Annotated in this window: 34 protein-coding genes; 6 read left to right on the top strand and 28 right to left on the bottom strand. The window is 38.2% G+C overall.

The genetic code is table 11. From position 1 onward, the window contains the following. Window positions 1–64: 64 nt before the first annotated feature. The 5 genes from MJY40_RS00485 to MJY40_RS00465 form a co-directional block, all read right to left on the bottom strand. Window positions 65–577, bottom strand: coding sequence for a DUF6550 family protein (locus tag MJY40_RS00485; protein WP_317855138.1), 513 nt, complete (start codon window positions 575–577; stop codon window positions 65–67). A gap of 96 nt (window positions 578–673) precedes the next feature. Continuing rightward, window positions 674–1,216 (bottom strand): hypothetical protein, encoded by a 543-nt coding sequence (locus MJY40_RS00480; RefSeq protein ID WP_317855137.1) that lies wholly within the window; start codon window positions 1,214–1,216, stop codon window positions 674–676. Beyond that, a complete protein-coding gene (locus MJY40_RS00475; protein WP_465221471.1) occupies window positions 1,213–1,569 on the bottom strand; it encodes a DUF4320 family protein in 357 nt (118 codons plus the stop codon). The genes MJY40_RS00480 and MJY40_RS00475 overlap by 4 nt, the downstream gene beginning before the upstream one ends. Window positions 1,570–1,618: 49 nt before the next feature. Beyond that, entirely contained in the window at window positions 1,619–2,491 is an 873-nt protein-coding gene (locus MJY40_RS00470; RefSeq protein ID WP_317855135.1) for a secretion protein F, read from the bottom strand. A gap of 120 nt (window positions 2,492–2,611) precedes the next feature. Further along, window positions 2,612–3,541 carry a type II secretion system F family protein gene (locus MJY40_RS00465; RefSeq protein WP_317855134.1) on the bottom strand — a complete coding sequence of 310 codons (930 nt, stop codon included), beginning with the start codon at window positions 3,539–3,541 and terminating at the stop codon, window positions 2,612–2,614. Between the two features lie 87 nt (window positions 3,542–3,628). Between MJY40_RS00465 and MJY40_RS00460 the strand changes: the two genes are divergently transcribed. Then, complete coding sequence (locus MJY40_RS00460; RefSeq protein WP_317855133.1) at window positions 3,629–3,898, top strand: type II toxin-antitoxin system RelB/DinJ family antitoxin; 270 nt, start codon at window positions 3,629–3,631, stop codon at window positions 3,896–3,898. Continuing rightward, entirely contained in the window at window positions 3,891–4,154 is a 264-nt protein-coding gene (locus MJY40_RS00455; RefSeq protein WP_317855132.1) for a Txe/YoeB family addiction module toxin, read from the top strand. Before MJY40_RS00460 ends, MJY40_RS00455 begins: the two co-directional genes overlap by 8 nt. A 25-nt stretch (window positions 4,155–4,179) precedes the next feature. On the opposite strand, the gene MJY40_RS00450 is transcribed toward MJY40_RS00455, so the two are convergent. From MJY40_RS00450 to MJY40_RS00420, 7 genes are all read right to left on the bottom strand, one after another. Beyond that, entirely contained in the window at window positions 4,180–5,565 is a 1,386-nt protein-coding gene (locus MJY40_RS00450; protein WP_465221470.1) for a type II/IV secretion system ATPase subunit, read from the bottom strand. Window positions 5,566–5,660: 95 nt separating this feature from the next. Next, complete coding sequence (locus tag MJY40_RS00445; RefSeq protein WP_317856470.1) at window positions 5,661–6,473, bottom strand: ParA family protein; 813 nt, start codon at window positions 6,471–6,473, stop codon at window positions 5,661–5,663. Continuing rightward, window positions 6,473–7,276 carry a Flp pilus assembly protein CpaB gene (gene cpaB / locus MJY40_RS00440; protein ID WP_317855130.1) on the bottom strand — a complete coding sequence of 268 codons (804 nt, stop codon included), beginning with the start codon at window positions 7,274–7,276 and terminating at the stop codon, window positions 6,473–6,475. Before cpaB ends, MJY40_RS00445 begins: the two co-directional genes overlap by 1 nt. Window positions 7,277–7,595: 319 nt before the next feature. After that, entirely contained in the window at window positions 7,596–8,069 is a 474-nt protein-coding gene (gene tnpA, locus MJY40_RS00435) for an IS200/IS605 family transposase (protein ID WP_317853944.1), read from the bottom strand. A gap of 110 nt (window positions 8,070–8,179) precedes the next feature. Then, window positions 8,180–8,419 (bottom strand): A24 family peptidase, encoded by a 240-nt coding sequence (locus MJY40_RS00430; RefSeq protein WP_317855129.1) that lies wholly within the window; start codon window positions 8,417–8,419, stop codon window positions 8,180–8,182. After that, a complete protein-coding gene (locus MJY40_RS00425) occupies window positions 8,419–8,724 on the bottom strand; it encodes a SpoVG family protein (protein ID WP_317855128.1) in 306 nt (101 codons plus the stop codon). The genes MJY40_RS00430 and MJY40_RS00425 overlap by 1 nt, the downstream gene beginning before the upstream one ends. An 11-nt stretch (window positions 8,725–8,735) precedes the next feature. Continuing rightward, on the bottom strand, window positions 8,736–8,951 hold the full coding sequence (locus MJY40_RS00420; RefSeq protein WP_317855127.1) for a DUF6133 family protein: 216 nt from the start codon (window positions 8,949–8,951) through the stop codon (window positions 8,736–8,738). 130 nt (window positions 8,952–9,081) lie between these two features. Between MJY40_RS00420 and MJY40_RS00415 the strand changes: the two genes are divergently transcribed. Continuing rightward, window positions 9,082–10,272, top strand: coding sequence for an SEC-C metal-binding domain-containing protein (locus tag MJY40_RS00415; protein WP_317855126.1), 1,191 nt, complete (start codon window positions 9,082–9,084; stop codon window positions 10,270–10,272). On the opposite strand, the gene MJY40_RS00410 is transcribed toward MJY40_RS00415, so the two are convergent. The 3 genes from MJY40_RS00410 to MJY40_RS00400 all read right to left on the bottom strand — a co-directional run bounded on the left by MJY40_RS00410 (window position 10,273) and on the right by MJY40_RS00400 (window position 12,491). Continuing rightward, entirely contained in the window at window positions 10,273–10,647 is a 375-nt protein-coding gene (locus MJY40_RS00410) for a DUF6262 family protein (RefSeq protein WP_317855125.1), read from the bottom strand. Next, entirely contained in the window at window positions 10,637–11,281 is a 645-nt protein-coding gene (locus MJY40_RS00405; RefSeq protein WP_317855124.1) for a hypothetical protein, read from the bottom strand. The genes MJY40_RS00410 and MJY40_RS00405 overlap by 11 nt, the downstream gene beginning before the upstream one ends. Before the next feature lie 98 nt (window positions 11,282–11,379). Then, window positions 11,380–12,491 (bottom strand): IS3 family transposase gene (locus tag MJY40_RS00400; RefSeq protein WP_317853734.1). Its coding sequence is split into 2 segments (ribosomal slippage): window positions 11,380–12,239 and window positions 12,239–12,491, totalling 1,113 coding nucleotides; the frame shifts between segments, so codons are not numbered across the junction. Between the two features lie 125 nt (window positions 12,492–12,616). Between MJY40_RS00400 and MJY40_RS00395 the strand changes: the two genes are divergently transcribed. Next, complete coding sequence (locus MJY40_RS00395) at window positions 12,617–13,795, top strand: IS110 family RNA-guided transposase (RefSeq protein WP_317855123.1); 1,179 nt, start codon at window positions 12,617–12,619, stop codon at window positions 13,793–13,795. Between the two features lie 173 nt (window positions 13,796–13,968). On the opposite strand, the gene MJY40_RS00390 is transcribed toward MJY40_RS00395, so the two are convergent. From MJY40_RS00390 to MJY40_RS00365, 6 genes are all read right to left on the bottom strand, one after another. Then, window positions 13,969–14,220, bottom strand: coding sequence for a DUF6133 family protein (locus tag MJY40_RS00390; protein ID WP_317855122.1), 252 nt, complete (start codon window positions 14,218–14,220; stop codon window positions 13,969–13,971). Between the two features lie 155 nt (window positions 14,221–14,375). Continuing rightward, on the bottom strand, window positions 14,376–14,513 hold the full coding sequence (locus MJY40_RS00385; RefSeq protein ID WP_317855121.1) for a hypothetical protein: 138 nt from the start codon (window positions 14,511–14,513) through the stop codon (window positions 14,376–14,378). Between the two features lie 60 nt (window positions 14,514–14,573). Then, entirely contained in the window at window positions 14,574–15,137 is a 564-nt protein-coding gene (locus MJY40_RS00380) for a YodL domain-containing protein (protein ID WP_317855120.1), read from the bottom strand. Between the two features lie 12 nt (window positions 15,138–15,149). After that, window positions 15,150–15,890: a DUF3849 domain-containing protein gene (locus tag MJY40_RS00375; protein WP_317855119.1), complete on the bottom strand. Its 741-nt coding sequence runs from the start codon at window positions 15,888–15,890 to the stop codon at window positions 15,150–15,152. After that, a complete protein-coding gene (locus tag MJY40_RS00370; RefSeq protein WP_317855118.1) occupies window positions 15,883–16,368 on the bottom strand; it encodes a hypothetical protein in 486 nt (161 codons plus the stop codon). The genes MJY40_RS00375 and MJY40_RS00370 overlap by 8 nt, the downstream gene beginning before the upstream one ends. Continuing rightward, window positions 16,365–17,021: a DNA adenine methylase gene (locus tag MJY40_RS00365; RefSeq protein WP_317855117.1), complete on the bottom strand. Its 657-nt coding sequence runs from the start codon at window positions 17,019–17,021 to the stop codon at window positions 16,365–16,367. The genes MJY40_RS00370 and MJY40_RS00365 overlap by 4 nt, the downstream gene beginning before the upstream one ends. Before the next feature lie 299 nt (window positions 17,022–17,320). Here MJY40_RS00365 and MJY40_RS00360 point away from each other — a divergent pair, with 299 nt between their 5' ends. After that, complete coding sequence (locus MJY40_RS00360; protein WP_317855116.1) at window positions 17,321–18,490, top strand: IS110 family RNA-guided transposase; 1,170 nt, start codon at window positions 17,321–17,323, stop codon at window positions 18,488–18,490. A 502-nt stretch (window positions 18,491–18,992) separates the two neighbouring features. Here the strand turns inward: MJY40_RS00360 and MJY40_RS00355 are convergent. From MJY40_RS00355 to MJY40_RS00330, 6 genes are all read right to left on the bottom strand, one after another. Further along, window positions 18,993–19,214: a DNA adenine methylase gene (locus MJY40_RS00355; protein WP_317856469.1), complete on the bottom strand. Its 222-nt coding sequence runs from the start codon at window positions 19,212–19,214 to the stop codon at window positions 18,993–18,995. Between the two features lie 19 nt (window positions 19,215–19,233). Continuing rightward, a complete protein-coding gene (locus MJY40_RS00350) occupies window positions 19,234–19,428 on the bottom strand; it encodes a hypothetical protein (protein WP_317856471.1) in 195 nt (64 codons plus the stop codon). Between the two features lie 99 nt (window positions 19,429–19,527). Then, complete coding sequence (locus MJY40_RS00345) at window positions 19,528–19,893, bottom strand: hypothetical protein (RefSeq protein ID WP_317855115.1); 366 nt, start codon at window positions 19,891–19,893, stop codon at window positions 19,528–19,530. Between the two features lie 30 nt (window positions 19,894–19,923). Then, window positions 19,924–20,298: a hypothetical protein gene (locus MJY40_RS00340; RefSeq protein WP_317855114.1), complete on the bottom strand. Its 375-nt coding sequence runs from the start codon at window positions 20,296–20,298 to the stop codon at window positions 19,924–19,926. Then, on the bottom strand, window positions 20,285–21,502 hold the full coding sequence (locus MJY40_RS00335; protein ID WP_317855113.1) for a hypothetical protein: 1,218 nt from the start codon (window positions 21,500–21,502) through the stop codon (window positions 20,285–20,287). Before MJY40_RS00335 ends, MJY40_RS00340 begins: the two co-directional genes overlap by 14 nt. A gap of 221 nt (window positions 21,503–21,723) precedes the next feature. Continuing rightward, window positions 21,724–22,212 (bottom strand): SLOG family protein, encoded by a 489-nt coding sequence (locus MJY40_RS00330; protein WP_317855112.1) that lies wholly within the window; start codon window positions 22,210–22,212, stop codon window positions 21,724–21,726. 121 nt (window positions 22,213–22,333) lie between these two features. Here MJY40_RS00330 and MJY40_RS00325 point away from each other — a divergent pair, with 121 nt between their 5' ends. Beyond that, a complete protein-coding gene (locus MJY40_RS00325) occupies window positions 22,334–22,519 on the top strand; it encodes a hypothetical protein (protein WP_317855111.1) in 186 nt (61 codons plus the stop codon). Window positions 22,520–22,552: 33 nt separating this feature from the next. On the opposite strand, the gene MJY40_RS00320 is transcribed toward MJY40_RS00325, so the two are convergent. Next, window positions 22,553–24,214 carry an antirestriction protein ArdA gene (locus MJY40_RS00320; RefSeq protein ID WP_317855110.1) on the bottom strand — a complete coding sequence of 554 codons (1,662 nt, stop codon included), beginning with the start codon at window positions 24,212–24,214 and terminating at the stop codon, window positions 22,553–22,555. Between the last annotated feature and the right edge of the window lie 17 nt (window positions 24,215–24,231).

Genomic DNA, 24,231 nt, shown 5'->3' with positions numbered 1-24,231 from the left:
TCTCCTTTCAACAAAAAAGCACATAGCTAATCACCATGTGCTATTATTGATATATTCTATTTTGTTAATCCATAATTCCAACTTTATTTCCATTTTGATACATATCTTCCGCATAAATCACTTCATTTTCACCCAAGTAAGGTACATTATCAAACCCCGGGAGACCACCTGTTGACTGGCTAGGAATTTGATTTTCCACTGGTGTTGGTTCCTCCCCTTCTTCTGGAGGTTCCACCGGAATTCCATTTGGTGTTTGATACGGATTGGTCAATTCTTCCTCTGTATATGTGGGCTTTTCTGCATCTGGTTGAATGGTTTGCTCCGTACCTTCGTCATCTCCATTTACTATTTCCATATCCTCTATTGCTGTGGATGGAATTGGCTGTGGTGCAATCACAATGTCATCGTCAAGCTCCAATTCCTCTACCACCATCTCTTTCTCCTCCATTTGTTCTTCTACAATTTCCACTTCTTCCACAGTTTCCTTTTGCAATGTACTTCCAATGAGTGCAACCAACATTACGCACACTACAATTCCACCAATAATTACAATCCATTTTTTCACTTTATCTTTCATGTCATAGACTCCTTTCTTTTTCATATTCATTTTGATAACCAATACAATATCACAACAAATTTTCAATAGCTATACCCAATTTACATAAACTCCCACCTAGAACTTTGGAATATATCCAGAAGTTGTTTTCAATTGAATTTTCATGGATGGCAACAACGTGCCACCAAATGATACAGGTACTTCCAATGTCAATAAACTATCTATTTCAAATCGTTGGTCGCTATCGTCACTTGTTGCAAGTGGAGCATTTCTAACCTCTACTTCTAAATCATAAACAGTAAACTCCAATTCATTATTATTGGTTCGTTTCTCATATGTTCCAGTATATTCCAAACCCAATGTGTCAGCAAGACGACCATATATATTCCCATAATCTAAGGATTCTTCAAAGTCATCTGCCACTGGTTGATAGCCACCAGAATATCCCTCACGGATGCCATGATATACTTCGTCATAGTTTTGTGTCACAGTTGCAATGACAGCATCTTGTAGTGCATCTCGCACACCTTGGGCAACAATCATCAAACGCAGATATTCAGATATGCCTGTGAAAAGAATAATCAGCACAAGCACAATGGCAATGGTCAAGGGAAAGCCTTCACCTTTCTTTGAACGCAGTATTTTCCTTATTCTACTCATTTCCAATACACCTCGCTTTTACCACTGGCATCGGAACGGAGGTCAATGGAAAACGAGCCAAAATCACCGAACAAGCCTATTTCCACAGGCAATACGACAGTGACTGTGATTTCATCGCCCAGTTGAATGTATCCATAGTCAGACCATGTGACGGTTGGTGAGATGCCCAAATCATCACACAGTTTGTTTTCAGCTGCAGTGGTTTCTGCTCCGATTCGCCCTGCAATTTCAGCCTCACGGAGTATCTCAGTTGCAAAGGTATCCACCTTTTGCTTGGCGATATACGCAGGGAATACACGGACAGCCATTGCAATGACAAGCATAGCGCAGAGAACTAGGACAACTGTGTCCATGTATCCCTCACCACGTTTGTTTCTTAGTATTTTAAACACGTTTCACCTCCTAGAATAGTGTTCCGAGGGAACTGATAATCTCGAAAATAATGATCACGATATAGGTCATCAAGAAACACATCAACATGATAAAGGAAAACTTTCGGATTTTAGGCGGTATCTTCATGGCTTGCATTTTCAGATTTTGCAGTTCCATCTGCTTCATATCGTGGGCAAGCATTTGGAAGTACACAGCGCCATCATCACCACGCAGTACCGAGATCAGTCCACGGACAATGTCGGAGAGCATAGGCGAGTTGATACGAGCTTCAAATCTTGTCAGTGCTGTTTCATAGCTTGAGGAACGCATATCAGCTGTTAAAATATCAAGCTCCTTGGCAAAGGTTTCATTAGCACTATGTTTGAAGTTCTCTAAAATCTTCAATACATCTCGACTGTTTTTCAGTTCCTGTGTAATGGTTGCTACAAATCGTGGTAGCTGACTTTCTATGCTTTCTCGCTTTTGGGCAAGTAGTTTATCGGCGCTGCCCAGTTCCTTAAAATAGGTGAAAATCGCAAGCACCAATAAAACAGGTGCCGCCATCGGCACTACCAATAGGCAAGGAATTACAAACACACCCATGAGCATGGCTTTTACAATGCAAGTTGCCATGTATTCCTCTGGTGTTTTAGAGATACCAGCGGCCGACAAAGTATTTTGTAGTCGAATTCTTTTGTACTCATTGATGGTGAGTATCTTGGATAACTTTAGACTTAAATTGCCAAGGGCAACATCTATGCCACTGGCTTTTTGTTTACCACGATTAGAGGCATTGATGATTGCTTTGCCAGTGGCAATGGTGGGTAGTTTCAGCACATCGGCAAGGACAAAGAAAATGCCAAGGCTTAGAAACACACCGAATAAAAATAGAAATATTGTCATAAAATTTTCCTTTCGTAAAATTTGACTAATAACTAATGGCTAAAAGTGAAAGACTAAAGGGTTTCACTTTTGTATATATTAATAAAGTCATTCACCATTCACCCTTAGCCTTTAGTTTATTTACCTTTTATACTCAATTGGCTGTGTCAGCTTGATTACAAATGCTGTTGACACAAAGATTGCAGTGCCACAAATGGCAAGAACAATCTGTCCTGCCACTGTAAACATCAAGGTATGATACCAGTCTGAATTTAGGAAATACAGCAAGGGAATGTTGCAAACCACCAAGGCTACCATTGTCAAAAACTCCTGTCGTGGAGCTGTCACCAATGTTTCTAGCTCACCATTTACGATACGCATATCACTGAGTTTGGTGGTGATGGGTGTCAGCGTACTTTTCAGACTTCTATCGCTTTGGCACAAAATCACAGCATCTACCCATTCACGAAAGACTGGGTTATCAATCTTAGGTTTCATCTCCTGTAAGGCACTGACGATGTCGGGGTTTACCATCTTGATCTGATATAAAAAGCTCTTAAACACCGACAGCACTGGCGGATTGAGATAGGCAATGTTTTCTTCCACTGCAGTCATGATATTTTCGGTTCTAAGGTAGCCTGTGGTGATGATACTAAGTGCAGTTTCAAGTTCTGAGGAAATATCCTTTTTGAAATAGGTTTGTGTCAGCCTTACATACCAAAATGGCAAAAACATAAAGCCGATTGCAAGGACAGGTGCTAAAAACCAGTTGCCCATCATAATGGCAAGGCTTGCACCCACTACAAACAAAAACATAGACAGTGCAGTGATCAGTGGGAACTTGTGACTGCGACCAGTCATCTCTAGGATGGCTTTGGTTTCGGCAATCTCACGTTTGAAATAAGATTGTTTCTTACGCTTCGTGCTTTCGTTTAAGCTATCTTTCAAAGTTTGTGGTTTTTCCGATAATGCCTTAAAAATGCTCTGTGTCATATCCATAGGAGATATTTTCAGCAAAACAAAAAGGCCTGTGATAAATCCCATACAGGCCAGTAATAATATAACATTCATTTTTTCGCTCCTTTTTGTGATATTGTATTGTTATATTGCATATAATGTGTTACAATGTATATACTAATATAGAAAGGTGGTATTGATATGGCTCAAACAACGCTTAGCATTCGCATGGATGAAAATGTAAAAAAACAATTCGATACTTTTTGTAGTGAAGTTGGCATCAACACTTCTGTTGCCATCAATATGTTTGCCAAAACTGTCATTCGTGAACAACGTATCCCATTTGATATTGCATTGAAACAAGATCCATTTTATAACGAAGCAAATATGGCAAGACTCAAACAATCTATTGCTCAAATGGAAGCAACTGGTGGCACAGTTCATGAGTTGATTGAGGTAAGTGATGATTAAATCCTTTTCTGATTTCGCATGGGAAGAATATACCAGATGGCAAACAGTTGACAAAAAAACATTGAAACGCATCAACAAACTCATTGATGACATCAGTCGTAATGGTTACGAAGGCATTGGAAAACCTGAACCACTTAAAGGCGAATTGTCTGGTTATTGGAGCAGACGTATTGATGATAAAAATCGCATTGTTTATCGAATTGAACAAAACACCATAAAAATTGTCCAATGTGGCAGTCATTATGGCGACAAGTAAATACAACAAAACGAAACCTCAGCTTTTATGCTGGGGTTTTATATTGCTCAATTTCTTTCATAGGCATACCATTTTCCAGTAGTCGTTTGGCTAGGTTATCAGAGATACCCTTGGACTTTTCATGGTGACCTTCGATGATGAATTTGCCATCTTCGATTTTATTTTCTGTGATGACGTACTGGAACAAACTGTGGTATACCCTTGTGCCATCACCCAAAATCTCAATCTCCATAATCTCCATGAGCCTACGTTCTTTGTTTTCCAGTTGCTTGCAGAATACGATAATGGGATAGGCTTCGGTCACATACTGCATTAGGGTGTCATCGCTCATATCCACAGCACGTTTGCAAAGAGATACCATTCTTCGTGGCACTGCATCGCAAGAGTTTGCATGGATGGTAGTCAGCACCGCAATACCAGTTCGAGCTGCTTCTTGGGCGGCATTGGCTTCTGGACCACGCATTTCGCCAACCACTGAGATGTCTGGATTGAAACGAAGCATAACATCCAGTAGCATGGTTTGGTCTATTTTCTGCTTGTCGTTATCGCTCTCACGAGTTAGGGTGTGAATGACAGAGTTTGCAACCTTACCATTTTCATCGGTTCGCACAAGGTCAAGTTCTCGTGATCCATTCTCAATGGTGTACACACGCTTATGGTCTGGAATGGTGGTCAGAAGATAGCCAAGCATTGTGGTTTTACCACTGCTCGTTGCGCCTGCAACGCATACTGAAACGCCATAGCGAATGATGGTTGCAAGAAAGTCTAACATTTCATCTGTGGCAGTGCCACGACTGGTGAAGTCCTCTTTTTTCATGGACTGTGGGTTTACAATACGAATGGAAGCTGCAATGCCTACATCTTCATCTACGATGGGTGTTTTCATCACAGCAATACGAATGTTTTTGGATAGATGCCCTAGCACCACAGGTTGTGCGTTGTCAAGAACGATGCCACTGACATGGAGCATTCTTCGGATTACATTGATTGCGTGTTCTGGGGAGTCGAAATGTTCATCTAACTTTTTGGTTTCACCACTGGAATATTGCACCTCAATGTCGTTCCAGCTATTGATGTCGATTTCTTCAATGCCAGAGCCAAAGATGTACTTGGTGAGAAAGCCATACTCAGCCATCTCGGTATAAATATCAGCAATCAGCTCATCGGTGGATTTACCCTCCACCGATACTTTTCTGTCGAAGATGTATTTTCCGATAAAGCGTTTCATCTGCTCTTTGGAATCGGCAATGTCACCAGTGATCAGCTCTGAATAATTTTCCGAAATATGCTCTTGTACCGACTGCAACACTTCATTGAAATCCTGCGTTTGGGTGGCTTCAAAGAATAGTGTGTGGGTACGAGTTTCTACTGCAAGCTCTGTTTTAGTATGGCTTTTAGCAGTTTCAGACATTGCTTTATCAATGACCTTTTTGGTGTCCTGTGGAGCTTCTTTTTTAGGTTCTGCCACGCCACCAAACACAGAAGCATTTCTCTTTTCGCCTAAGCTCATACACCGAACACCTCCTTGCAAATCTTCTGGATTTCACCTCGAAACCCTCGGCTGCTTTTCATGGAAAGCTCACCCAAAAGATTGCCCTGTAAATACTGTTCCTCAATCTCTGCCGATGCTGGGATGCTAAACGCCATATTGCCCAAGGCTCCTGCCATTTGCTCCACACCATGATTGGGTTTTACATTACTTGCCACCTTATAGTGCTTATCCATGTCATAGCCACTGTTTTGTAAAAGTGGAAGTTGACTGGATAGATAGCTGATGGATTTCAAATCACAGTTAACTAGTCGCAGTACATTGTCGGCGTCACTGATAGACACAGCCGACAGGATATCGTTTGCAATGTAGCTTGAGCAGTCAATGACCACAAAGGGTGCGATTTCTTTTAGGCAGTCGATGAGTTCTTCGGCTTGCACCTTGCCATAAGGTGCGTAGGTGTATTCGTTCTCATTTTTCAGCATTCCAACGATAGAGAGGTAAGGGTTTTTCTTCAGTGTCACCATGTTATACTTCACCAGTGCTTCGGTGACATGGGTGGCGGCTAGAATAGAGCCAAGGGATTTTTCAATTTCAAGTTCACTAGGTGGCACTGCACAAGGGAGCATAGGCGCTGTCATATCGCATAAAAGCAAGATAACATTTTTCTTTTTATCTGCAAGGTGCTTTGCAATCTTAAATGCCACCGTGGATTTCCCACTGTTGGGACTGCCCCAAACAGCAAGGACACCGCCTGTGGCAGTGTCCTCAAAGCTTTCAGCAAAGTGGTTATCTCTGCTGAATACTGTGTTTTTCTTAAAGTTCAGCATCATTCCACCTCGCTATTTTCCACATTCTCCGTCTGTGTTTCCTCTAACACTTCTTCCTCTGGTTCTGTTTCTTCTGGTGCATATAGTTCCTCTAAGATTGCATCCTGCATAGAGAGGAACACTTCGCTATTTTCTGGAAGTCCACGGTAGACAAGGGACAGATGAATGTCACCATCAAGCTCTAGTTCGGCAAGGAGTTTTGCTTGGTCTGAGGTCACCAAAAGTGTGACAGTAGATGGCAATTCGCTTTCGTCATCCAGTGTTTTATCGCCTGTGTTGGCATCTACACCGCTATCAGCAGTGACAGAAATCACTTCCACATAGGTCAGCTCTGTTGGGATAACCGTCACACCCAAGCCTTTATAGTCTGGGGCAATGACCGATACAATATCGCCACTTTCCAGTTTGCCAGATAGACCATTTGCAAAGCTCTTAATGCTCACAGAGATTGCTTGTTGCGTTCCATCTAGTCCGTAGAGATAAGCATTTTCAGCTTGCATGGTTTCGGAGATTTTGTTGTTTAGAATATAGTCACCAACAGAAAAATCAGCAAGAGCATATGTGCCAATGACCGACTCTGTTGTTCGCATCACGTTGTCAGGTAGGTTGTACCCACCAATGTCTACTGTTTCCACCATATCGGCAGTGATCTGCTCACCAGTGGAAATCTCTGCTTTCACACGCACAATCTCTGTCTGCTGACTGAGTTCGCTGTTAAACAGCGGTGTGACTACAAAGCAGATAAGCAGTGAAAGCAAAATACAAAGTACACCAAGTACAGTTCTATTTTTAAATATCTTCACGTTATTTTATCCTTTCTCAAATGAAAGTTACGGCTAAAAAGCCAATGGTTAAAAAGGGAGCAAGAGGCATCGCCTTTGACACCTCTTGCTTTTGGTTTCTTATGCAAAGCACCCAGTAGGTGATGATACTGAGGATTAGTGCCAGTACCACACCCACCAGTGTTTTGCTAAATCCTAGATACAATCAAAACCACCAGTTGAACTGGTGGTTTGAACTACCCCTATAAGGGGTTATCTCTTGTGGTAGCCTCTTAAGAGGCACTGAAAAGTCTGACAATCACATGACTATTACTGACTGCCCCCTTACCCGGGGGCTATTTTATTTGTCCTCTTTACTCTTATTACCCGTAAACGGGTCAATATACTCTTTCAAGCTGATTTGATCTTCTATAATATCCTCCTGCAATTGGTTTCTTATATATTCTTTTATTGTATTTTCATATTTTCCAACCGTATCAACATAATATCCTCTGCACCAAAAATGCCTGTTTCCATACTTATATTTTAAATTTGCATGTCTATCAAATATCATAAGACTGCTTTTACTTTTTAAAAAACCCATAAATTGCGATACACTTAAATGTGGCGGTATTTCCACTAACATGTGAATATGGTCTTTACAACATTCTGCTGCTATAATATTAACTTTTTTGCGTTGACATAATTCTCTTAATATCTTTCCTATGTCTACTTTGATTTTTCCATATATTTCTTGTCTTCTATATTTGGGTGCAAAAACTATATGGTATTTACATCTCCAACTCGAATGTGATAAACTGTTTATGTCTTTCATGACAAAACCTCCTATGTTTTATATCGTGGTTGCCAGACCAACTTTATTTTAACATAGGAGGTTATATTTTTACTGTAAGAATTTTGCCTACCACCAGTAAAACTGGTGGTTTAATCATGCCTATTCGGCGCCAATCCGACTGCTGCTGTCAATTTGATATCGCCACCACCAATGCCCTCTGGGTTAAGCGTGGCTGCTATAAAAAATGGCAGAGCAGACAATAACCCAAGAGGGTGAAAATCAAAGAGAGCAAGCACCACAATCGCTATGGATAATTTGTCTGGTATTTCTCTCTTTTTCAAATCGGTGTAGGTGGCAATGAGTAGCAGTATGGCAAACAAGATATCCATTACATTGTCTGCTGCTGTGACCAGTTGGGAGCTTCTTCATGCTCTAGGCTCTGAAGTTGCTTTTGCTCAAAGGCCTCCAAGATGGCACTGTCGAATTCCTTTTTGAATTCTTTGGTGATGGGGTGACAATAGTCGGTATACTCACCTTTGGAATTTTTGTAGCTTGGCATGGCAACAAAATCACCGTGCTTGCCATTTAGGATGCGGATGCCAGATACAACAAAGCAGTTATCTAGTACTGCTGATGCATAGGCTTTGGGGTTTGCGTTTTCTCGGATATCTCCGATTTTTACATCAATTTTCATAGGCTACCTCCTTAACCTGCGTAGTCGAACATATCCTCAATACGCTCAACGAGAGTAGGCATAACAGTGTCATTGAAGAGTGCGTACAGGCCAGCAAGGAGCAATGCACCAAGCACCACAGCGATGAGGATTTTGACACCTTTTCTTAATCTCACCCAATGTACACGATATAGGAAGTTCCCCTTGAGATATGCCCAAAACTTAACTTTGCTGATTGATAAAACCATAATTTTACCGTCCTTTCGTAATTTGTTGTATAAAAAATGCAGCCTACTAAAATCGACTGCATTTGATATATAAATTTTCAGTTTTTTGTAGTATAATATAAATAAAAAGATTTATTTAGGAGATAGATTTATGAATGAATTAGAACAAGTAATAGAGCAAGAATTTTCTAAAACTGTCAAGCGAATTGCGAGCAAATCACCACCTAAACACACACTTGCTGAAATACTTACAGAGAAAACCTTAAGCAAGCTCAAAGAGTTTGCAAAACTCCACCGAATTCCTAGATATTCCGTCTTAAAGAAAGAAGAACTAGTTTCTATTTTAAAAAGTACACTAACTGAACATGATAGAGTAGAGATGTTCTTGTTCATGTCAGATGATGAAAATTTAAATGAACTTATCGAACTATCTAAGGTTTCACAGCTCGAATGCAGTGCAATCACCTGTGCAAAACTTGATTTTTATATGATGCTTGGCATGGTTGAAATTTACTATTTTGATAGTAAATTTATCGCTGTTATGCCAACAGAAATTAGACAAATTGTAGAAAAAGTATGCACTAAGGACTTTATGAAAAAGAAAAAGCGTGATAGCTTAATTTTAAACTATGCACGCTCTTGCATTAGTCTATATGGTATCATTTCACAAGATGAATTTGTAGAAATATTTAACGCCCAAAATAGCACTCCCACCGATATAGATGAGGTTTTTACTACTTTAATTAAACATGTATCAATGGATAGTGATTTTTGCTTTTGGGACGAATATATTGTGTCAGCAGGCTTTGAAGAGGATGACTTTGAGGGAGTTCCTCATTTAATTGAAGCGACACAGGGAAAACCACGATATATTCCAAACAAAAATCAACTACTAAAGTTTGTTGATGGCTCTTATTATGAAGAAACCATTTACACCCAAAAATTGGAGCGACACCTAAAAACCATTTGCAAGGTTGATTATATCGCAGAAGATTTGTCCGATGAAATTTGTTTCCTTGCTACTATGGAAGCAGATTTTAACGATATTATGAAACCAGTAAACGCCGCAGGTATCGAATTTGAAGGTGTAGAAGATGTACAGGCTTTTGCTGATATTATCATGGACCTCAAAAACAATACTCGTATTTGGGCTAATAAAGGGCATACCCCAAACGAACTACATAGCCTATATGCGAAAAAGCCGATACGAAATTTCTCGGACAATCTAATACCATTTAATACTTTCAAAAACCCAGCACCTGTTGCTTCAAAAAAGGTTGGTCGAAATGAACCTTGTCCTTGTGGCAGTGGGAAAAAATACAAAAAATGCTGTGGCAAGTAATCACTGTTTACTTGTGAGAATATAAAGTCTACCCCTAAGTAACTGGCACTCTCGTTCGAGATTGGCATTTCTTGCTCTTAAATCATCTATAATTTTATCTTTATCTGATGATTTCTTTGTTTTCTTTTTATCGCTTGAATTATCAGTAACAGCACCTTTTTGTGTATACCCATAGTCCACAAGTAGTTCCCTAATATGTGGTTTAGAAAATACTGATCTTGACAGGCCTGTAAACTCCACGAGGGTAGTTATCGACACTTTTCTGCCCTCGTTTTTAATATCATGAATGGCTCGTAAGACCTTATTGATACTTTCTTGCTTTTTAAGCTCCTGTTTCTGCTGTAATTTAGGTGGTAATGTTTTCTTAGTATTCATAAGGTTTTAAATCCTCCAATTTCTTTATAATATCTGCAAACTGATTGGATAGTTTTAGAAAATTGTTGTGAAGTTGATCATCTGCTTTAAATTTTGTAGCCTTATCACTCCAACTTTTGACTTGCTCCTTAAAATATTCAAGTTGCTCTTGCTCTGGGATGAATTTTTCACAAGAAATACAATCCCACATACCACTCTTACAGTGGGTTACATCTGCACATATTCCACCGAGAATTCTATGGGAACGCAGATTTTTAAGTAGTCTTGATTCTGTGATAGCATCCATATTTAAAATACGACCACCGAATAGCACATATGGATTATCTTCTTCTGTATCATACTTTATCGGCTCTATCAGTGTTTCAGGGAATAGATTCAAATGAGCATACGAACCATAGAGCATTGCAGTCCCGTGATGAGCAGTCATTTCAGCGATTTGAGGTAATGTAAACCCTGCACGAAGTCTATCTGTCACTCCATTGTGCCTAAATTGATGACTAGAAACTCTATATGTTTTTCCATCACAATCTGTGATATTATACTGACTACAGATTTTCTTTAAATGATAATCTACAGATCTCCAAGTTGCTACAATATATCTATCTCGCTTGTAAGTGCCACTTTTTAGTTTCAAACTATCTTGATAAGTAAAAAGGGCATTTTTCTTGTTTTCTGCAAGATATTCTTGACAGTTTTGTGATATTGGAATGTCAACACTTTTTTGGACAATTTTTATAAGGTCAGTACCCGATATTCGGCTGGTGTTCTATAATCCAAAGAGCCATGCAAACGTATGTTATTGAACCAATGCACATAGTCTGCAAGTTCTAACTTCAATTGCTCCAAACTGACGAAATTTCGTCCTCGAACAAATTCTGTTTTGAATACCTTGAAATTGGCTTCTGCAACTGCATTATCATAGGGGCAGCCCTTCATGCTGAGGGATCGTTTGATCTGAAACACATCTAACATTTCATCAATGAGATAGTTTTTAAACTCGCTGCCTCGATCCGTATGGAACAACTCGATTTCAGATAAATTCCCTTTGATTGTTGCAAAAGCATCATATACCAACTGAGCATTTTTGTGAAGTCCTGCACTAAATCCAACGATTTCTCGGTTGAATAAATCAATTAAGATACAAACATAGTTCCATTTATAGTTCACTCGAACATACGTCAAATCCCCAACAATTACTGCATTGGGAGGCTGGTTATCAAATTGACGAGCTAGTTCGTTTTTTACTGGCGACTCATTGCATTGTTGCTTTTGTGGTTTGAACTTGGCAACGGTATAGACCGAAATTAGCCCTAAACGTTTCATAATGCGGCAAATTCTGCGTCTAGAAACCTGTTTGCCCAACTTCTTCAGCTCTTTTTTCATTTTACGACTTCCGTAGACTTCTTTATTTTCATAAAAAATCCGTTCAATTTCTTGTTCTAATTCCGTATCATCTTTCTTGGACGAAGCCTCGTAATAGTAGGTACTCCTGCTGATTTCAAGGCATTTACACATGGCTGATATAGAGTATTTGTGTCGATTTGCTCGAATTACAATTACTTTCGTCCGAATATCAGCGCCGCTTGCTTTAGTATGTCATTTTCCATTCGTAGCTGTTGTAGCTCTTTACGAAGTTTGATGAGTTCAGCTTCTTCTGGTGTGCGATTATCAGCTTCTTTTGTAGAACCAGTAGCATTGTAACGCTGTATCCAGCGATTCAGTGCCGATGGTGTTAAATCGTATTCACGATTGATATCTGCTTTCGATTTTCCGTTGTTATATAATTGAACCATCTGCTGTTTAAATTCTTCTGTAAATTCTCTTCGTTGTCGTTTTTTAGTCATGTAATCATCTCCTTATTTTATATTAGTTTTATTTTACATGACCTTATCTTTTCTGTCTAGTTAAGTATAGCCATTCCAGAGTTCGTGGAACGTAGTATCAAATAAATTTAAAGGAGTTGTTTTCTATGTTATTTGTAGGTATTGATGTTGCTAAAAGCAAACATGATTGTTGTATTATTGATTCTGATGGTGTTCTTCACAATGATTTTTTACGCATTGAAAATTCAAAACTAGGCTTTGATTCTTTAGTTGAATCTATCTATTCAGCCTTAGACTCTAAAGATATTTCTAACGTAAAAATAGGACTTGAATCAACAGGGCATTACAGCACTAATATCACTAACTTTCTACTTGCTAAAGGTTTTCAAGTCACTACCTTGAATCCTTTATCTACTAATCTTTTTCGTAAAGCCCACACGCTCAGAAAGACCAAAACGGACAAGACAGATGCTAGAGTGATTGCTGCTATGCTTTTTACTGATGATTCAAAATCCTATTCACCAGTATCATACCAAATTTCTGAGCTAAAGTCACTAACAAGACATCGTTATCGTATGGTTGGATATCGCTCAAAACTGAAAATATCTATTACTAGATTAATTGATATTATCTTCCCAGAGCTACCCTCTTTGGTGTGGTCTATTCATCAAGCGTCTTCTTATGCTGTACTTTTGGAGCTGCCTTCTCCAACCGACATCTCTAATTGTCACCTTACTAAACTTACTAACTTGCTTTCTAAGGCTTCAAGAGGTAAATATGGAAAAGAAAAAGCAATTGCATTTAAAAGCGTTGCTTCCAATTCTATTGGTTCTTCAAGCAGATCTATTTGTTTTGAATTGCAACAAACTATTCGATTAGTTCAGTCTGTTCAGTCTGAAATTGATGCTTTGGATGCTCAGATTAAACTTGTTATGCAAGAAATCGATTCACCTATTATGTCTATCCCTGGTATCTCTTTTACTTTGGGTGCTATCATCTTAGCCGAAATTGGTGATATCCATCGTTTTTCCAATCCTGCTAAGCTTTTAGCTTTTGCTGGTATGGAACCTTCTACCTATCAATCAGGTAAATTTAATGCTTCTAATACTCCTATGGTAAAGCGTGGGTCCACTTATTTGCGTTGGGCTATTTTGCAAGCTGTTCGCCTTGTTGCTATGCGTGATGTTTCTTTTAAAAACTATCTTAACCACAAACAGTCACAGGGTAAGCATTATTATGTTGCTATTAGCCACGCTGGCAAGAAGCTTGTTAGACTGATTCATTCTTTGTTAAAGAATAATTGTTCCTATATTCCTCAACACTAGTTTTTTGTATTTGTTTTTTCGAGCAACTAATGGTTGCTCTGTTTGCTATGCCTTTTTTCTAATCAACTGACTTTTGTAAGTTTATCTAACTTTTTATCATTTTTCTATTGACTTCATATAGTTAGTCTTTCCATGCTTTCTGCATGGTTAAATTATATCATAGACATTAGAACTTAACCTTGATAGTCAAACATCTCTTGAATTCGTTCTGTTAAGGTCGGTAGCACTACCTCATCAAATAACAGATAAAGCCCTGCAAGGAGCAACGCACCTAATACTACTGAAATCAAGATAGTAATTGCTTGTGAAACTGTCCCTTCTCCACGATTATTTGACAGTACTTCTTTGCTTCTTTCTTTAAAAATTACAGCTTTCATTGCTACTGCATTTGCTGTATCATTCATTTTGTTAAATAATTTTTTCATAGTATTTTTACCTCTTTCATATTGTTGTTTTGTTTGTTTGTATTGTGTACATAAATGCACCCATTTTCCACTCGTTATTTCGTTATATAAAAGTACATATAAACCTTGTTATTGTTGAGCTTTATATCGTGTACATTTATATAGTGATACTGAGATTAAGAAAAGACACCACTGTCTACATAGTTTTCGCCACGCTCGTTGCAAAGAGCATTCTTCGCATTGGCTTTCATCATCTGCATCTTGATTACCATACCATTTGCCTTGTTTTTTGCGTTGTTCATAAAGTTTTTCATTGTGTTTTCTCCATTCTTTTTTGTTTGTTTTGATGTGTGTATATAAAAAAAGAGACACAGTTACATTGACTGCATCTCCATTTCCATATCTTGTATAGGTTCTTGCTTTGCAAACTCGATTTCCTTAAAACCAAATCGGTCTACATAGTGGTAATTGGCTGTATCTTCATCGTACAGCTCCACCACATCGGACATGGAGAGGGAGTGGCCATTGTATCCTTTAGGGTGATTATTATTGCAAATATCATAAATTTCTTCTAGGTCATTTGTATTCAACTCGTCATCAAACACACAGACGTAGTCAGCTTCCTTTGGCGCACCATATTTCGAAGTCATATCTTCATAAGATAGGAAACGACCACTGAAGTCGAAGTCGGAACGCAACTGCCAGATGCGTACTTGTTTCAAAGACTCTGCATCTTCCAGTTCGTAATACTGGCGATTGACAGCGAGTTTTTCAAAAATACCATCTTGCCACAAGGACTCAAAGCCTTGGTTATCAAGCCACTGTGAAAGTTCTTCATTTTTAAAGATGTTATCCACAGTGGCAACACCATCCTTGATAAATCCTGCGGGGTTTTTGTTGTAGAGAATTAAATTGTGCCTAAGTTCTGTGCTTTTCACAGGCTCACCTCCTTACATGGTGGGTGTTTGCATCGTGGGTGCCTCTTGCTGCTGATTTTCTAGTTCCAATTCAGCCAGTTTTTCTTTGGCATACTCTGGGATACACTCATCTTTTAGCACACCAAGGATTTGCGATCTATCCCATCTGACTTTTACGCCATCGCCAAGACAGGTGGCAAACACAGCTCTGCCGATTTTGTCAGGCTCACAGCCAAAACCACTGGTTGCCAGATAGATTTGATCTCGACCATTAAAATACTGTTCGGCAAGTTCACCGCTTTTCACCACAACTACCTTGTTGGTATAGTCCTGTGGTTCATCTGTTTGAATACATTTAGAGGCATCAAACATCTCTAGCGTTGCATACGCTCGTTGGTACTGGTTGATAAAACCATCTAAAAGTGCTGGGTGAGAGTCCACTGCAAACTCGCCATTTAAGTGATTCTTTTCTTTGGGGATATAAATTTCTTTTGCCCACTCTTTGTTGGCACGAGAAAATCTACCATCGCTACTTTTGTGGTTGATGGAGTTTGCCAATACATAAGCAGTGCGTTTGTAACCAAACTGCTCAATTACCTCATTGGCTGAATCTTGGTGCAAACGATTATTCTTGTAGTTATCATCAATGGTTTTCTCAATGAAGTTTTTACAAGCAATGTTCTCTTGATGACTCTGCTCCCATCGTTCTATTTCTTCCAATCGTTTCGCCTCATTGCGAGAATAGGGATACACTTCCACAAACTCTTTACCCACGATAAATCACTTCCTCGTCCATAATGCTTTCGTTCATTTCGCCAAGACAAATTCCCATATCCACCAATCGCATACGCATATCTTCGTCAATATCCGTAATGTCATGTTTGTATTCCGTAGGCTCCAACATAATGTGTCCGCTACCTTCTTCTACGCAAAGAAACAGCTTGGCATCTGGTGCAATGCCAGCTTCAACCTTTGCCCAATCTGGTACATTGACGTTATCTTCCAAATACCCATCACAGAAAGAACAATCTCCACACATTTCATCTTGTGGAAACGCTTCGACCAGTGCATTGTATAAATCATCCACTACATCTTCTAGTGTGGAAATGATTTGTACCATCTCCAACGCTGTCAAATTCGTGTTGCGCAATAGCATCACAGCATCAAAAACCTGTACTGTTACTTCGTTGCTAAACTTTGTTTTTGTAGTCATCTCTTGTTGCATAGTCACTTCTTGTTTGTTTTTCTTCATTTCGATACCTCTTTCTTTCGTCCTCTTAATTGTTGACTTGGAGAATGTAATAAAGAATATCCCCCTTCATTTTGAACAGAAGAAAAGCCACCAAACAATTGCATTTGGTAGCTTCCGTTGTTCACATATTTCGTTATATCGTAGTTAATAATAATTAATTCTTCATAAACCTCCCCTTTCTTTTTGCTCATGGAATGGGTTCTAGTTGTATGATAGATATAAAAATCTTGATACAATTCCAAAATCTCCGGTACGTTGTTGTAACTCACCATCACATACCCTTTTGCTTCATGTAACACATCTCGCAAGCGGATATGATCCGCTTTCGTAAATGGCACATCATTTTTGTAGAAACTTTCCGCATCGTAGTATGGTGGACCGCAGTAAATAAAAGCCATTTCTCTGTCATACTGTTTGATGAGTGCTTCAAAATCCTTGTTTTCGATTGTGATATTTCTGAAGATTCTAGAAAAGTTCCAGATGTCTACAAAAAACCTACGCACGTCACATTTCTTTCCGCCAAAGGTATCTGCATTGGCATTAAAGCTATATCGCAATAACTTGTAATACGCAGCAGCACGTTTGATGTCCTTTTCCTTGCTTTGTTTGATGAGCAACCTTTTCAATTCCTCCGCTTTTGGCTGTTCAAACATAATCTCCGTCAGTTTCAATTCTTCTTCTAAGTCATACTCCGAGAATTCCTCCTCGTATTATATATTTATAGCTTTTTCTTTACCTTTTCCTAGGTATAAGCTACGCTGATTTAGATACTGTGGATTGGTGAATTCCTCCTACCACTTGATGGTTTAATAAAGGCTCCAACCACAGTCTCTTTGTTTATTTGTTAATTAGTTAGATATCGCATGACGGTTTATTTAGAACGAGGTTACAATCGCAAAGAGTACCAGTGGTTCCAAACAGTATCAAATACTTTTTAAGGAGAAATTTATTTATGATTTACGTAGGAATTGATGTTGCCAAGGATAAGCACGATTGTTTTATGACCAACTCTGATGGGGAAATACTTGCAAAAGCATTTACCATCACAAACAACCGAGATGGATTTGATGAACTTTATCAAAGAGTAGAATCTCTTTCCGATGATTTAACCAAAGTAAAAGTAGGACTTGAAGCCACTGGACACTATAGTTATAACATCTTGGGGTATCTGCTTGATAAAGGTCTAACCACCTATACTATCAATCCGTTACATACAAATCTTTACAGAAAAAGTCTAAGCCTTAGAAAGACGAAAACGGATAAAGTTGATGCCCATACGATTGCTACTATGCTCATGTCTGATGTGAACTTGAAGTCCTACTCAGATACATCATACCACAACGAAGAACTAAAGTCACTCACTCGTTATCGTTTTGATAAAGTAAAAGAACGGGCAAAATTAAAAACTTCCATTTCTAGGCTTGTAACGATTTTATTTCCTGAATTGGAAAAATTGGTGCCAACACTTCATATCGCATCCGTTTATGCTTTGTTGGTTGAGTTTCCAAGTTCCAAAGCCATTGCCGATGCACATTTGACTAGGTTGACGAATCTTCTGGAAACAGCTTCTAGAGGGCGCTTTGATAAAAATACGGCTATTCTATTCCGTAATACAGCTAGAACTTCTATTGGCTCCCATATGCCCGCCAAATCATTAGAATTGAAGCATACCATTCAACTCATCAAAGTGTTAGATTCTGAAATTGCTGAAATAGAAACCGAAATCAAATCTATTGTGGATGAAATGCAGTCTCCAATCCTAACCATACCTGGAATCAGTTATCGCATGGGTGCAATGATTCTTGCAGAGATTGGGGATTTTTCTAGGTTTGATTCTCCAGATAAGATTTTGGCTTATGCTGGGTTATCGCCGTCCACTTATCAGTCTGGTCAGTTAGAATCCTCCCATTCTAAAATGGAAAAACGAGGTTCTCGCTACCTGCGATATGCATTATTTAATGCCACAATCTATGTTTGTCATTGGGATCCAACATTTAATGCATACCTAGCTAAAAAACGTGCTGAAGGAAAGCATTATTATGTTGCCATTTCCCATGCTGCCAAAAAGCTTGTAAGAGTAATTTATCAACTAGAAAAAACACGAGAGGCATACATAAAGTGACCTGATTTGTTTTCTCTAAATATCTCCTGATTTGAGCACCTGTAGAGATGCTCTATTTGTCATGCAGTTTTCAATGTTCATTATCTATCTGAAATATATTTCTGTAAGTCATTCAAAAATTTTGAATTTAGACTTGACTTTTAATAGTTAGTCTTTTCTATAAATTTCTTGTACATTTCAAAATCATCTCGTGCATTGAGTGCCAAAAAACCAATCTCACGAATCAGCTCCAATGGTCTATCCCTTGCACAACGCATTGTAAGATGAGGGTAGTCCCACCCATTCGGTTTTTATCTTGTTTTCCGTTGCATTACTTCGTTATCGTCAATCACCGTACCTTTAGGTATGCTTCAATCCTCTGCCTTGTTCTGCTTAGGAAAACAAGGTAAAAACTGCTTGCATCCTAAATCACGGAAAATCCAGAATTTTTGGTGCAGACGATTGAGGAATAGCCATAGCTATTTCGATTGAGGATAAGCCAAAAAGGCTCTTTTTCCGTGGTTTAGGACGAATGTGTGGGACTTCCCTCATCTTTATTCACAAGATTCCCATTGAAATCGTTGTACACACGAAGATTTGCAGTGGTACACGCAAGATTTAATGTGACAGTGCCACTACCACCGAATACATCAATGCTTCTTTCATATCGATTGGGTGCTAACAAATTGATAATCCACATCAACTTTGACTTGCCGCCAACCCATGAGTTTCTTCCATCGGAGATTTTATTTTATAGAAGAAACTCAATCAATAATGCTTTTTTTCAAATAAAAATCACCTCGCCTTTTTATATAGAGCCAACATCCATATCGCCATCTAAATACAGTTGCAAAAAGTAGTTTCTTCCAGTTGTAATAGCCATCATATCTATTGACAGCACCCAATACTTTCGCATAAGCGATTGCCACCGATGGCTTTTCCACAATTACCAATTTCATGTTTTCACATTCCTTTCTTTCGTTTTTTGACAGCAAAAAAGACGATGTTTCCATCGCCTTTGATTATTTTTATTTTATTTACAACACACTTACACTCATCTAAACTATTAAGAATTGTAATGCACTACTATTTACACAACACAAAAACAGAATATTACAAACCACACACCCACAACGAATATAAAACACCTTTGGTTTTTCTCTCCATTCTTGAAACCGTACACTTGCACTTGCCAACGCCAATGCTGTGAATCCTACAAATAGCCACGGCAAAGCAGCACCCAACCTCTGTAATAGTATCAAATACATAAATATAAGTAAAAGTTGCATTATCATAGGATCAGATATTTCTTTATCTAGTAACACATATGTTATCAAAAAAACTATCAAATGCCATATGGTACTGATGTATAGAATAGGAGAAAGAACTTCTATATCTTCTTTAAAATCTTTTTTGCTAAACATCACATTCCCCTTTCATCATTTTTTCGTAGCTCAAAAAGTCATTACCAAAATATAAAAATGAGCCCAACAAAACCATCCATTCAAAATAGTTCCCAACAAACACCTTGGAAACCACTTTGTACCTTTTATAGTGTTCCATCTCTTAAAGCATTGTACAACTCCAGCCAAATAAATGAAAAAGAATACCACATTCAAAATAGCAGCCAAATAGCCATACCCAAAAACATATATACGAAAAAGATTGGCAAGTATATGACCTGTATTCTCCCAATACATAACATCGTGTAGTATCGTCAATAATGATATCAGCACCACATACACCACCAAATGCCACATTGTAACACGCCCTATCCCTTTATAAGTAGCACTCCCATCTTCAAAAAAATCTTTTTTAATATTCTCCATATAAACCTCCTGGTATATCATGCGAACGAGTTGAAATTAATCTATCTTCTATGAAGTCTTCTAATGTATTTTTCCAAATATAATAGGTTACCATATCCATTGTAAAATGCCCCGTTGCATCCACCCCTGATGGACAATAGTTATACGTTCCCATATCAATGGAAGCTGTTTCTGCATTCAACAACTGATTATCATAAGAAAAGACTAATTCAAAATAGCCACAGCCCGAAACAAACTTCTTATTTTTTCCAGATGCACTTGCTGTGTTTTGGTGATAAATTGATTTATCTTCTGACATCTGACTCCACTGCAATTCTTCTGGCAATCTTTCATTCAATTTCTCAAATTTTTTCCATTCAAGTTCAATATTCAACTTGTTTCTGAAATAGTGTTCTTCTTGTGTAATAGGCTCTGTTGGCATTTTAGGCATTGCTGCAATACCTTCATCATAAAAATCAATTCCTGTTTTGGTATATCCTGTTGCTCGAAAATCCACCAAAGCATTTTGTATTGCAATTTTATCCTCGATTACATCTGTCAAATACCAGTCGTATACCAGTCTCATCACATATGTATATGCCATAGGTGCAATTTCGCCATTTTGCAACAGTTCCAATTCTTTTTGTGGATTCATAATAGATTCATCAAAAGTTGTATCCTTGCCATCTCCAGTGATTGCAAAAAAGCTCTTAAAATTATCTGGTGTCAAAAAAGACAATATATCACTGGTTGTAAGGGTAAACCATCCGTCATATGTACCTGCTGGTTGTGCTATCCATGTCCTATTGGTTTCACATGGTAATCTCTTTTCTGCATTATCATAGATAAACCAGTTTTTATCCTTTGTAGTATTGATTGTATCACGGAAACCAACTGCTATGCCACTATTTTTTTGTGACAAATAGTTTGGTGCAATGGATGTTAATGTATTGGCTCTTATACCCACCAACGGAACAACTTCACATCTACAGTTTGGATGTGCTGGTTGTAGTGTAGCAACCCCTGTCATCGTGTAAATAGTTTGCCCTTTCTGCTCACAAGTGTGACATACTTTTTCATCATCTTCTGTTTTCCAAGAAAACATACTGCTATTCAAAGAAAGCTCTGGCATTGTAAATTTTTGTCCATTTACTGCTTTTGCAATTTGCAAAGATGTAAATAAAGACTTTGCTGATTGTAAGTCTGTTGTTACATTTTGGTTCATAAAACCCTCCTTTTTCCTGTATAATTTCTCACATTTCTTTTCTTTTATTATACCAGAAATCAAGTCCCAAAAAGTCCCAACATTTCAACCTCAGCAAAACCGCATTATTCTGCCATTTTTCTTCATTTCCAACCTCATATTCCATTGCACAATCAAAAAAATCCCACTCTGAAAGTCCCACTTTGTTTCAAAAAAATAAGGTGACGTATTTTCTCACCACCCTAATATAAATTGACAATATTTAATTTTTGTTTTTCCGCCATACGAATGGTCTGCCCTGTCCCACTACGCACACCACCATTGTAATAGGCAATGACTTTGCTGCTATGGTCTATCATGTATTGATTTCGATTTTTAAAACAATCTTTGCGAAATTGAATGCTGACAAACACTACATCATCACATTGTGCGTGAAGATTGTAATATCGTTCTCTATTCTCATCTGAAAAATCCTTTGCTTGTTCTTCATATGGAATTGCAGCAACCAGTTTTATCTTTCTTGGATTTTGAATAGGTATTATCTTTTTCAAATCTGCAACAATTTCACCACACAATAAATCAAAGCCTTGAGCCGAACCAAATAAAAATGTGTCATAACCATCTTCGATTGCTTGGTTTATCTCTGAAATTAAGTTACATTTCAATTTTTCAAAGGCTTCGCCTTTTGGCAAATGCCTGTGTCCCGTAAAGCACACTGTTTTTTCTTTCATTATATCAACCTCCTTTTTTATATTATCACATTTACACTCTATTTTTCAAGTGTAAATAAACAGTGTATATAATGCGTATTTTTTACAATATACTATATACATATAAAGGTGGGTGATATTTATGTTTGAAGTAAAGAAAACAGAATTTGTAAATAAAACATTTCGTTTGGACAAAAAGTTAGTTGATGACCTCAGTGTTTGTGCTGCACAAAACAATATTTCCCTAAATGCTCTAGTTGCGCAATGTTGTCAGTATGCTCTTGATAACATGGATAATTCAGTTATTAAAAATAAACCTCAGAAATAAAATAACAAGTTACTTGAGAAAGTAGCTTGTTTTTTATTGCATCATCATATCAAATCCCTTTCCTTGCACTTGTTCACGAAACCCCATTTCTTCAGCAGTTCGCAAAAAATATCGGTTGCTATCCCAGAAACTAATATTTACATTGCGACCACATAAGCTAAACTCTTGTTGCTCAAGTCCTTCGCAAAAGCCGTCACTCGCCTGACCAGTGATATACTCTTTCAGTGTAGCCATTTCTGTAGCATCTAGCGGTGCTTTCAATTCACAAACTGCCACACCATACACATCGCCATCCATCTGCTCAAATTCAAACTTGAAACTTTCCACCTTTGCGTTTACAGAATCCTTTGTATCATAATATTCCATCAAACCTCGTTCTTCTGGAATGTGATCACCATAGGACTTTATAAAACTTTCAAGCTCATCTTCATAACCACAAAGTTCACAGCTGTCTAGTTCTTCTTCATAATCAGAAGTTTCGTATTGTCCCCAATCATTTTCTTCTTCATAAGTGATAACTTTCAGTGGCATATACAGCTTGAGTGTTTCGCCATAAGTTTGATTCTGGATATTCATATTGAGGTTTCGATTTAGGATTTCAGCCATTTCTTGATTGTATCCCATGTATGTCATGTATCCTTGCTTTGTGAATGTGCCAACTTCGTTTGCAATGCGATTTTCTCCATAGGCTTTGAAGTCAATGTATTCCTCAAGGTTTTCATCATATTCGTAACGTCCACTGTCGCAAATCATGTACTGCCCATATGCTTCTGGTGTGTGAATGTTTGGGAATACTTCAAATTTGTGCATACAGTGGCATAGGGTATCCAACTCCTGAACAGTATTGATTTTTGTCATAACCGAAAGCTTTTCCAGATAGTCATACTCTCGTTCACCCACTTGGTGCAATGCATTTGCAATCTCATTGAGTGGATGCAAGTCACATTCAATTTCATGTAAAATATCTTCTATTTTATCTGGTAAATTGTGATATAAAATCGTGATAAATGTATCATCTAAACTTGCTACTTCCAATCGTTCCATTGCCTTTTGAATTTCACTTTCTTCACATGGCAAGTCCAAATATTCCTCGCTGGTATCGGTTTGCAGTGCCACATTGAAAACCTTAAATCCATTTAGATATTGAGGGAATGTCTTGCCAAAGTAGAGGTCTTGTGGTTCATTTCGGTTGGGATAAACAAAGCCATAGGGCGATAGCAAGGGATTGGGATGGTTTGCAATCATTTCTTCCACATATTTCTGACCATCGAAACTGTTATACTCATCCATATCCATGCCGCCTTGCTCATTCATACTAAGCTCTTTGCCCACTTGGTTAAGATTGTCAAAGCTACCCAATACGCTGTAGCAGTTTGTGTTGAATGTGAGATTGATAAAATCTTTAGCCGACTCCAGTTTTTTTGCATAGGCTACAGCATAAAACGTGTTCATTTCAAATTCATTGAAGCTATCCAGTCTTGCGAATAAATAGTTCAGCTCATCCACCTTGAATGTCTTACCCTGCAAAACGCCATTGGCAATCTCGCTGTTACTAACTTGGTATACCTCGATTTCAGTATTTGCTGTGTTGGGTAGCTGTAGCTGATCACAGAGGTATTGGATGTTTTTTTCTTCGCAAGGAAAGGTAGCAAATACTGTCTTTCCTGTTATTTTATTTCTGATACTAACATTCATTTATTTTCCTCCTTATA

This window comes from Chakrabartyella piscis (assembly GCA_030067835.1).
Classification (GTDB): Bacteria; Bacillota; Clostridia; order Lachnospirales; family Anaerotignaceae; genus Chakrabartyella; species Chakrabartyella piscis.
This window is presented reverse-complemented; position numbering and strand designations above follow the sequence as displayed.

What these genes read in the sequence shown, in the direction of transcription:
- MJY40_RS00460 (WP_317855133.1), top strand. Translation starts at nt 3,629, where the DNA reads ATGGCTCAAACAACGCTTAGCATTCGCATGGATGAAAATGTAAAAAAA.
- MJY40_RS00485 (WP_317855138.1), bottom strand. Translation starts at nt 577, where the DNA reads ATGAAAGATAAAGTGAAAAAATGGATTGTAATTATTGGTGGAATTGTA.
- MJY40_RS00475 (WP_465221471.1), bottom strand. Translation starts at nt 1,569, where the DNA reads ATGGACACAGTTGTCCTAGTTCTCTGCGCTATGCTTGTCATTGCAATG.
- MJY40_RS00390 (WP_317855122.1), bottom strand. Translation starts at nt 14,220, where the DNA reads ATGAAAAAATTATTTAACAAAATGAATGATACAGCAAATGCAGTAGCA.
- MJY40_RS00395 (WP_317855123.1), top strand. Translation starts at nt 12,617, where the DNA reads ATGTTATTTGTAGGTATTGATGTTGCTAAAAGCAAACATGATTGTTGT.
- MJY40_RS00365 (WP_317855117.1), bottom strand. Translation starts at nt 17,021, where the DNA reads ATGTTTGAACAGCCAAAAGCGGAGGAATTGAAAAGGTTGCTCATCAAA.
- MJY40_RS00360 (WP_317855116.1), top strand. Translation starts at nt 17,321, where the DNA reads ATGATTTACGTAGGAATTGATGTTGCCAAGGATAAGCACGATTGTTTT.
- MJY40_RS00350 (WP_317856471.1), bottom strand. Translation starts at nt 19,428, where the DNA reads ATGAAATTGGTAATTGTGGAAAAGCCATCGGTGGCAATCGCTTATGCG.
- MJY40_RS00385 (WP_317855121.1), bottom strand. Translation starts at nt 14,513, where the DNA reads ATGAAAAACTTTATGAACAACGCAAAAAACAAGGCAAATGGTATGGTA.
- MJY40_RS00470 (WP_317855135.1), bottom strand. Translation starts at nt 2,491, where the DNA reads ATGACAATATTTCTATTTTTATTCGGTGTGTTTCTAAGCCTTGGCATT.
- MJY40_RS00320 (WP_317855110.1), bottom strand. Translation starts at nt 24,214, where the DNA reads ATGAATGTTAGTATCAGAAATAAAATAACAGGAAAGACAGTATTTGCT.
- MJY40_RS00450 (WP_465221470.1), bottom strand. Translation starts at nt 5,565, where the DNA reads ATGTCTGAAACTGCTAAAAGCCATACTAAAACAGAGCTTGCAGTAGAA.
- MJY40_RS00330 (WP_317855112.1), bottom strand. Translation starts at nt 22,212, where the DNA reads ATGAAAGAAAAAACAGTGTGCTTTACGGGACACAGGCATTTGCCAAAA.
- MJY40_RS00325 (WP_317855111.1), top strand. Translation starts at nt 22,334, where the DNA reads ATGTTTGAAGTAAAGAAAACAGAATTTGTAAATAAAACATTTCGTTTG.
- MJY40_RS00445 (WP_317856470.1), bottom strand. Translation starts at nt 6,473, where the DNA reads ATGCTGAACTTTAAGAAAAACACAGTATTCAGCAGAGATAACCACTTT.
- MJY40_RS00410 (WP_317855125.1), bottom strand. Translation starts at nt 10,647, where the DNA reads ATGAATACTAAGAAAACATTACCACCTAAATTACAGCAGAAACAGGAG.
- MJY40_RS00465 (WP_317855134.1), bottom strand. Translation starts at nt 3,541, where the DNA reads ATGAATGTTATATTATTACTGGCCTGTATGGGATTTATCACAGGCCTT.
- MJY40_RS00370 (WP_317855118.1), bottom strand. Translation starts at nt 16,368, where the DNA reads ATGAAGAAAAACAAACAAGAAGTGACTATGCAACAAGAGATGACTACA.
- MJY40_RS00420 (WP_317855127.1), bottom strand. Translation starts at nt 8,951, where the DNA reads ATGGTTTTATCAATCAGCAAAGTTAAGTTTTGGGCATATCTCAAGGGG.
- MJY40_RS00335 (WP_317855113.1), bottom strand. Translation starts at nt 21,502, where the DNA reads ATGAACCAAAATGTAACAACAGACTTACAATCAGCAAAGTCTTTATTT.
- MJY40_RS00425 (WP_317855128.1), bottom strand. Translation starts at nt 8,724, where the DNA reads ATGAAAATTGATGTAAAAATCGGAGATATCCGAGAAAACGCAAACCCC.
- MJY40_RS00455 (WP_317855132.1), top strand. Translation starts at nt 3,891, where the DNA reads ATGATTAAATCCTTTTCTGATTTCGCATGGGAAGAATATACCAGATGG.
- tnpA (WP_317853944.1), bottom strand. Translation starts at nt 8,069, where the DNA reads ATGAAAGACATAAACAGTTTATCACATTCGAGTTGGAGATGTAAATAC.
- MJY40_RS00415 (WP_317855126.1), top strand. Translation starts at nt 9,082, where the DNA reads ATGAATGAATTAGAACAAGTAATAGAGCAAGAATTTTCTAAAACTGTC.
- MJY40_RS00340 (WP_317855114.1), bottom strand. Translation starts at nt 20,298, where the DNA reads ATGGAGAATATTAAAAAAGATTTTTTTGAAGATGGGAGTGCTACTTAT.
- MJY40_RS00430 (WP_317855129.1), bottom strand. Translation starts at nt 8,419, where the DNA reads ATGGATATCTTGTTTGCCATACTGCTACTCATTGCCACCTACACCGAT.
- MJY40_RS00480 (WP_317855137.1), bottom strand. Translation starts at nt 1,216, where the DNA reads ATGAGTAGAATAAGGAAAATACTGCGTTCAAAGAAAGGTGAAGGCTTT.
- MJY40_RS00345 (WP_317855115.1), bottom strand. Translation starts at nt 19,893, where the DNA reads ATGTTTAGCAAAAAAGATTTTAAAGAAGATATAGAAGTTCTTTCTCCT.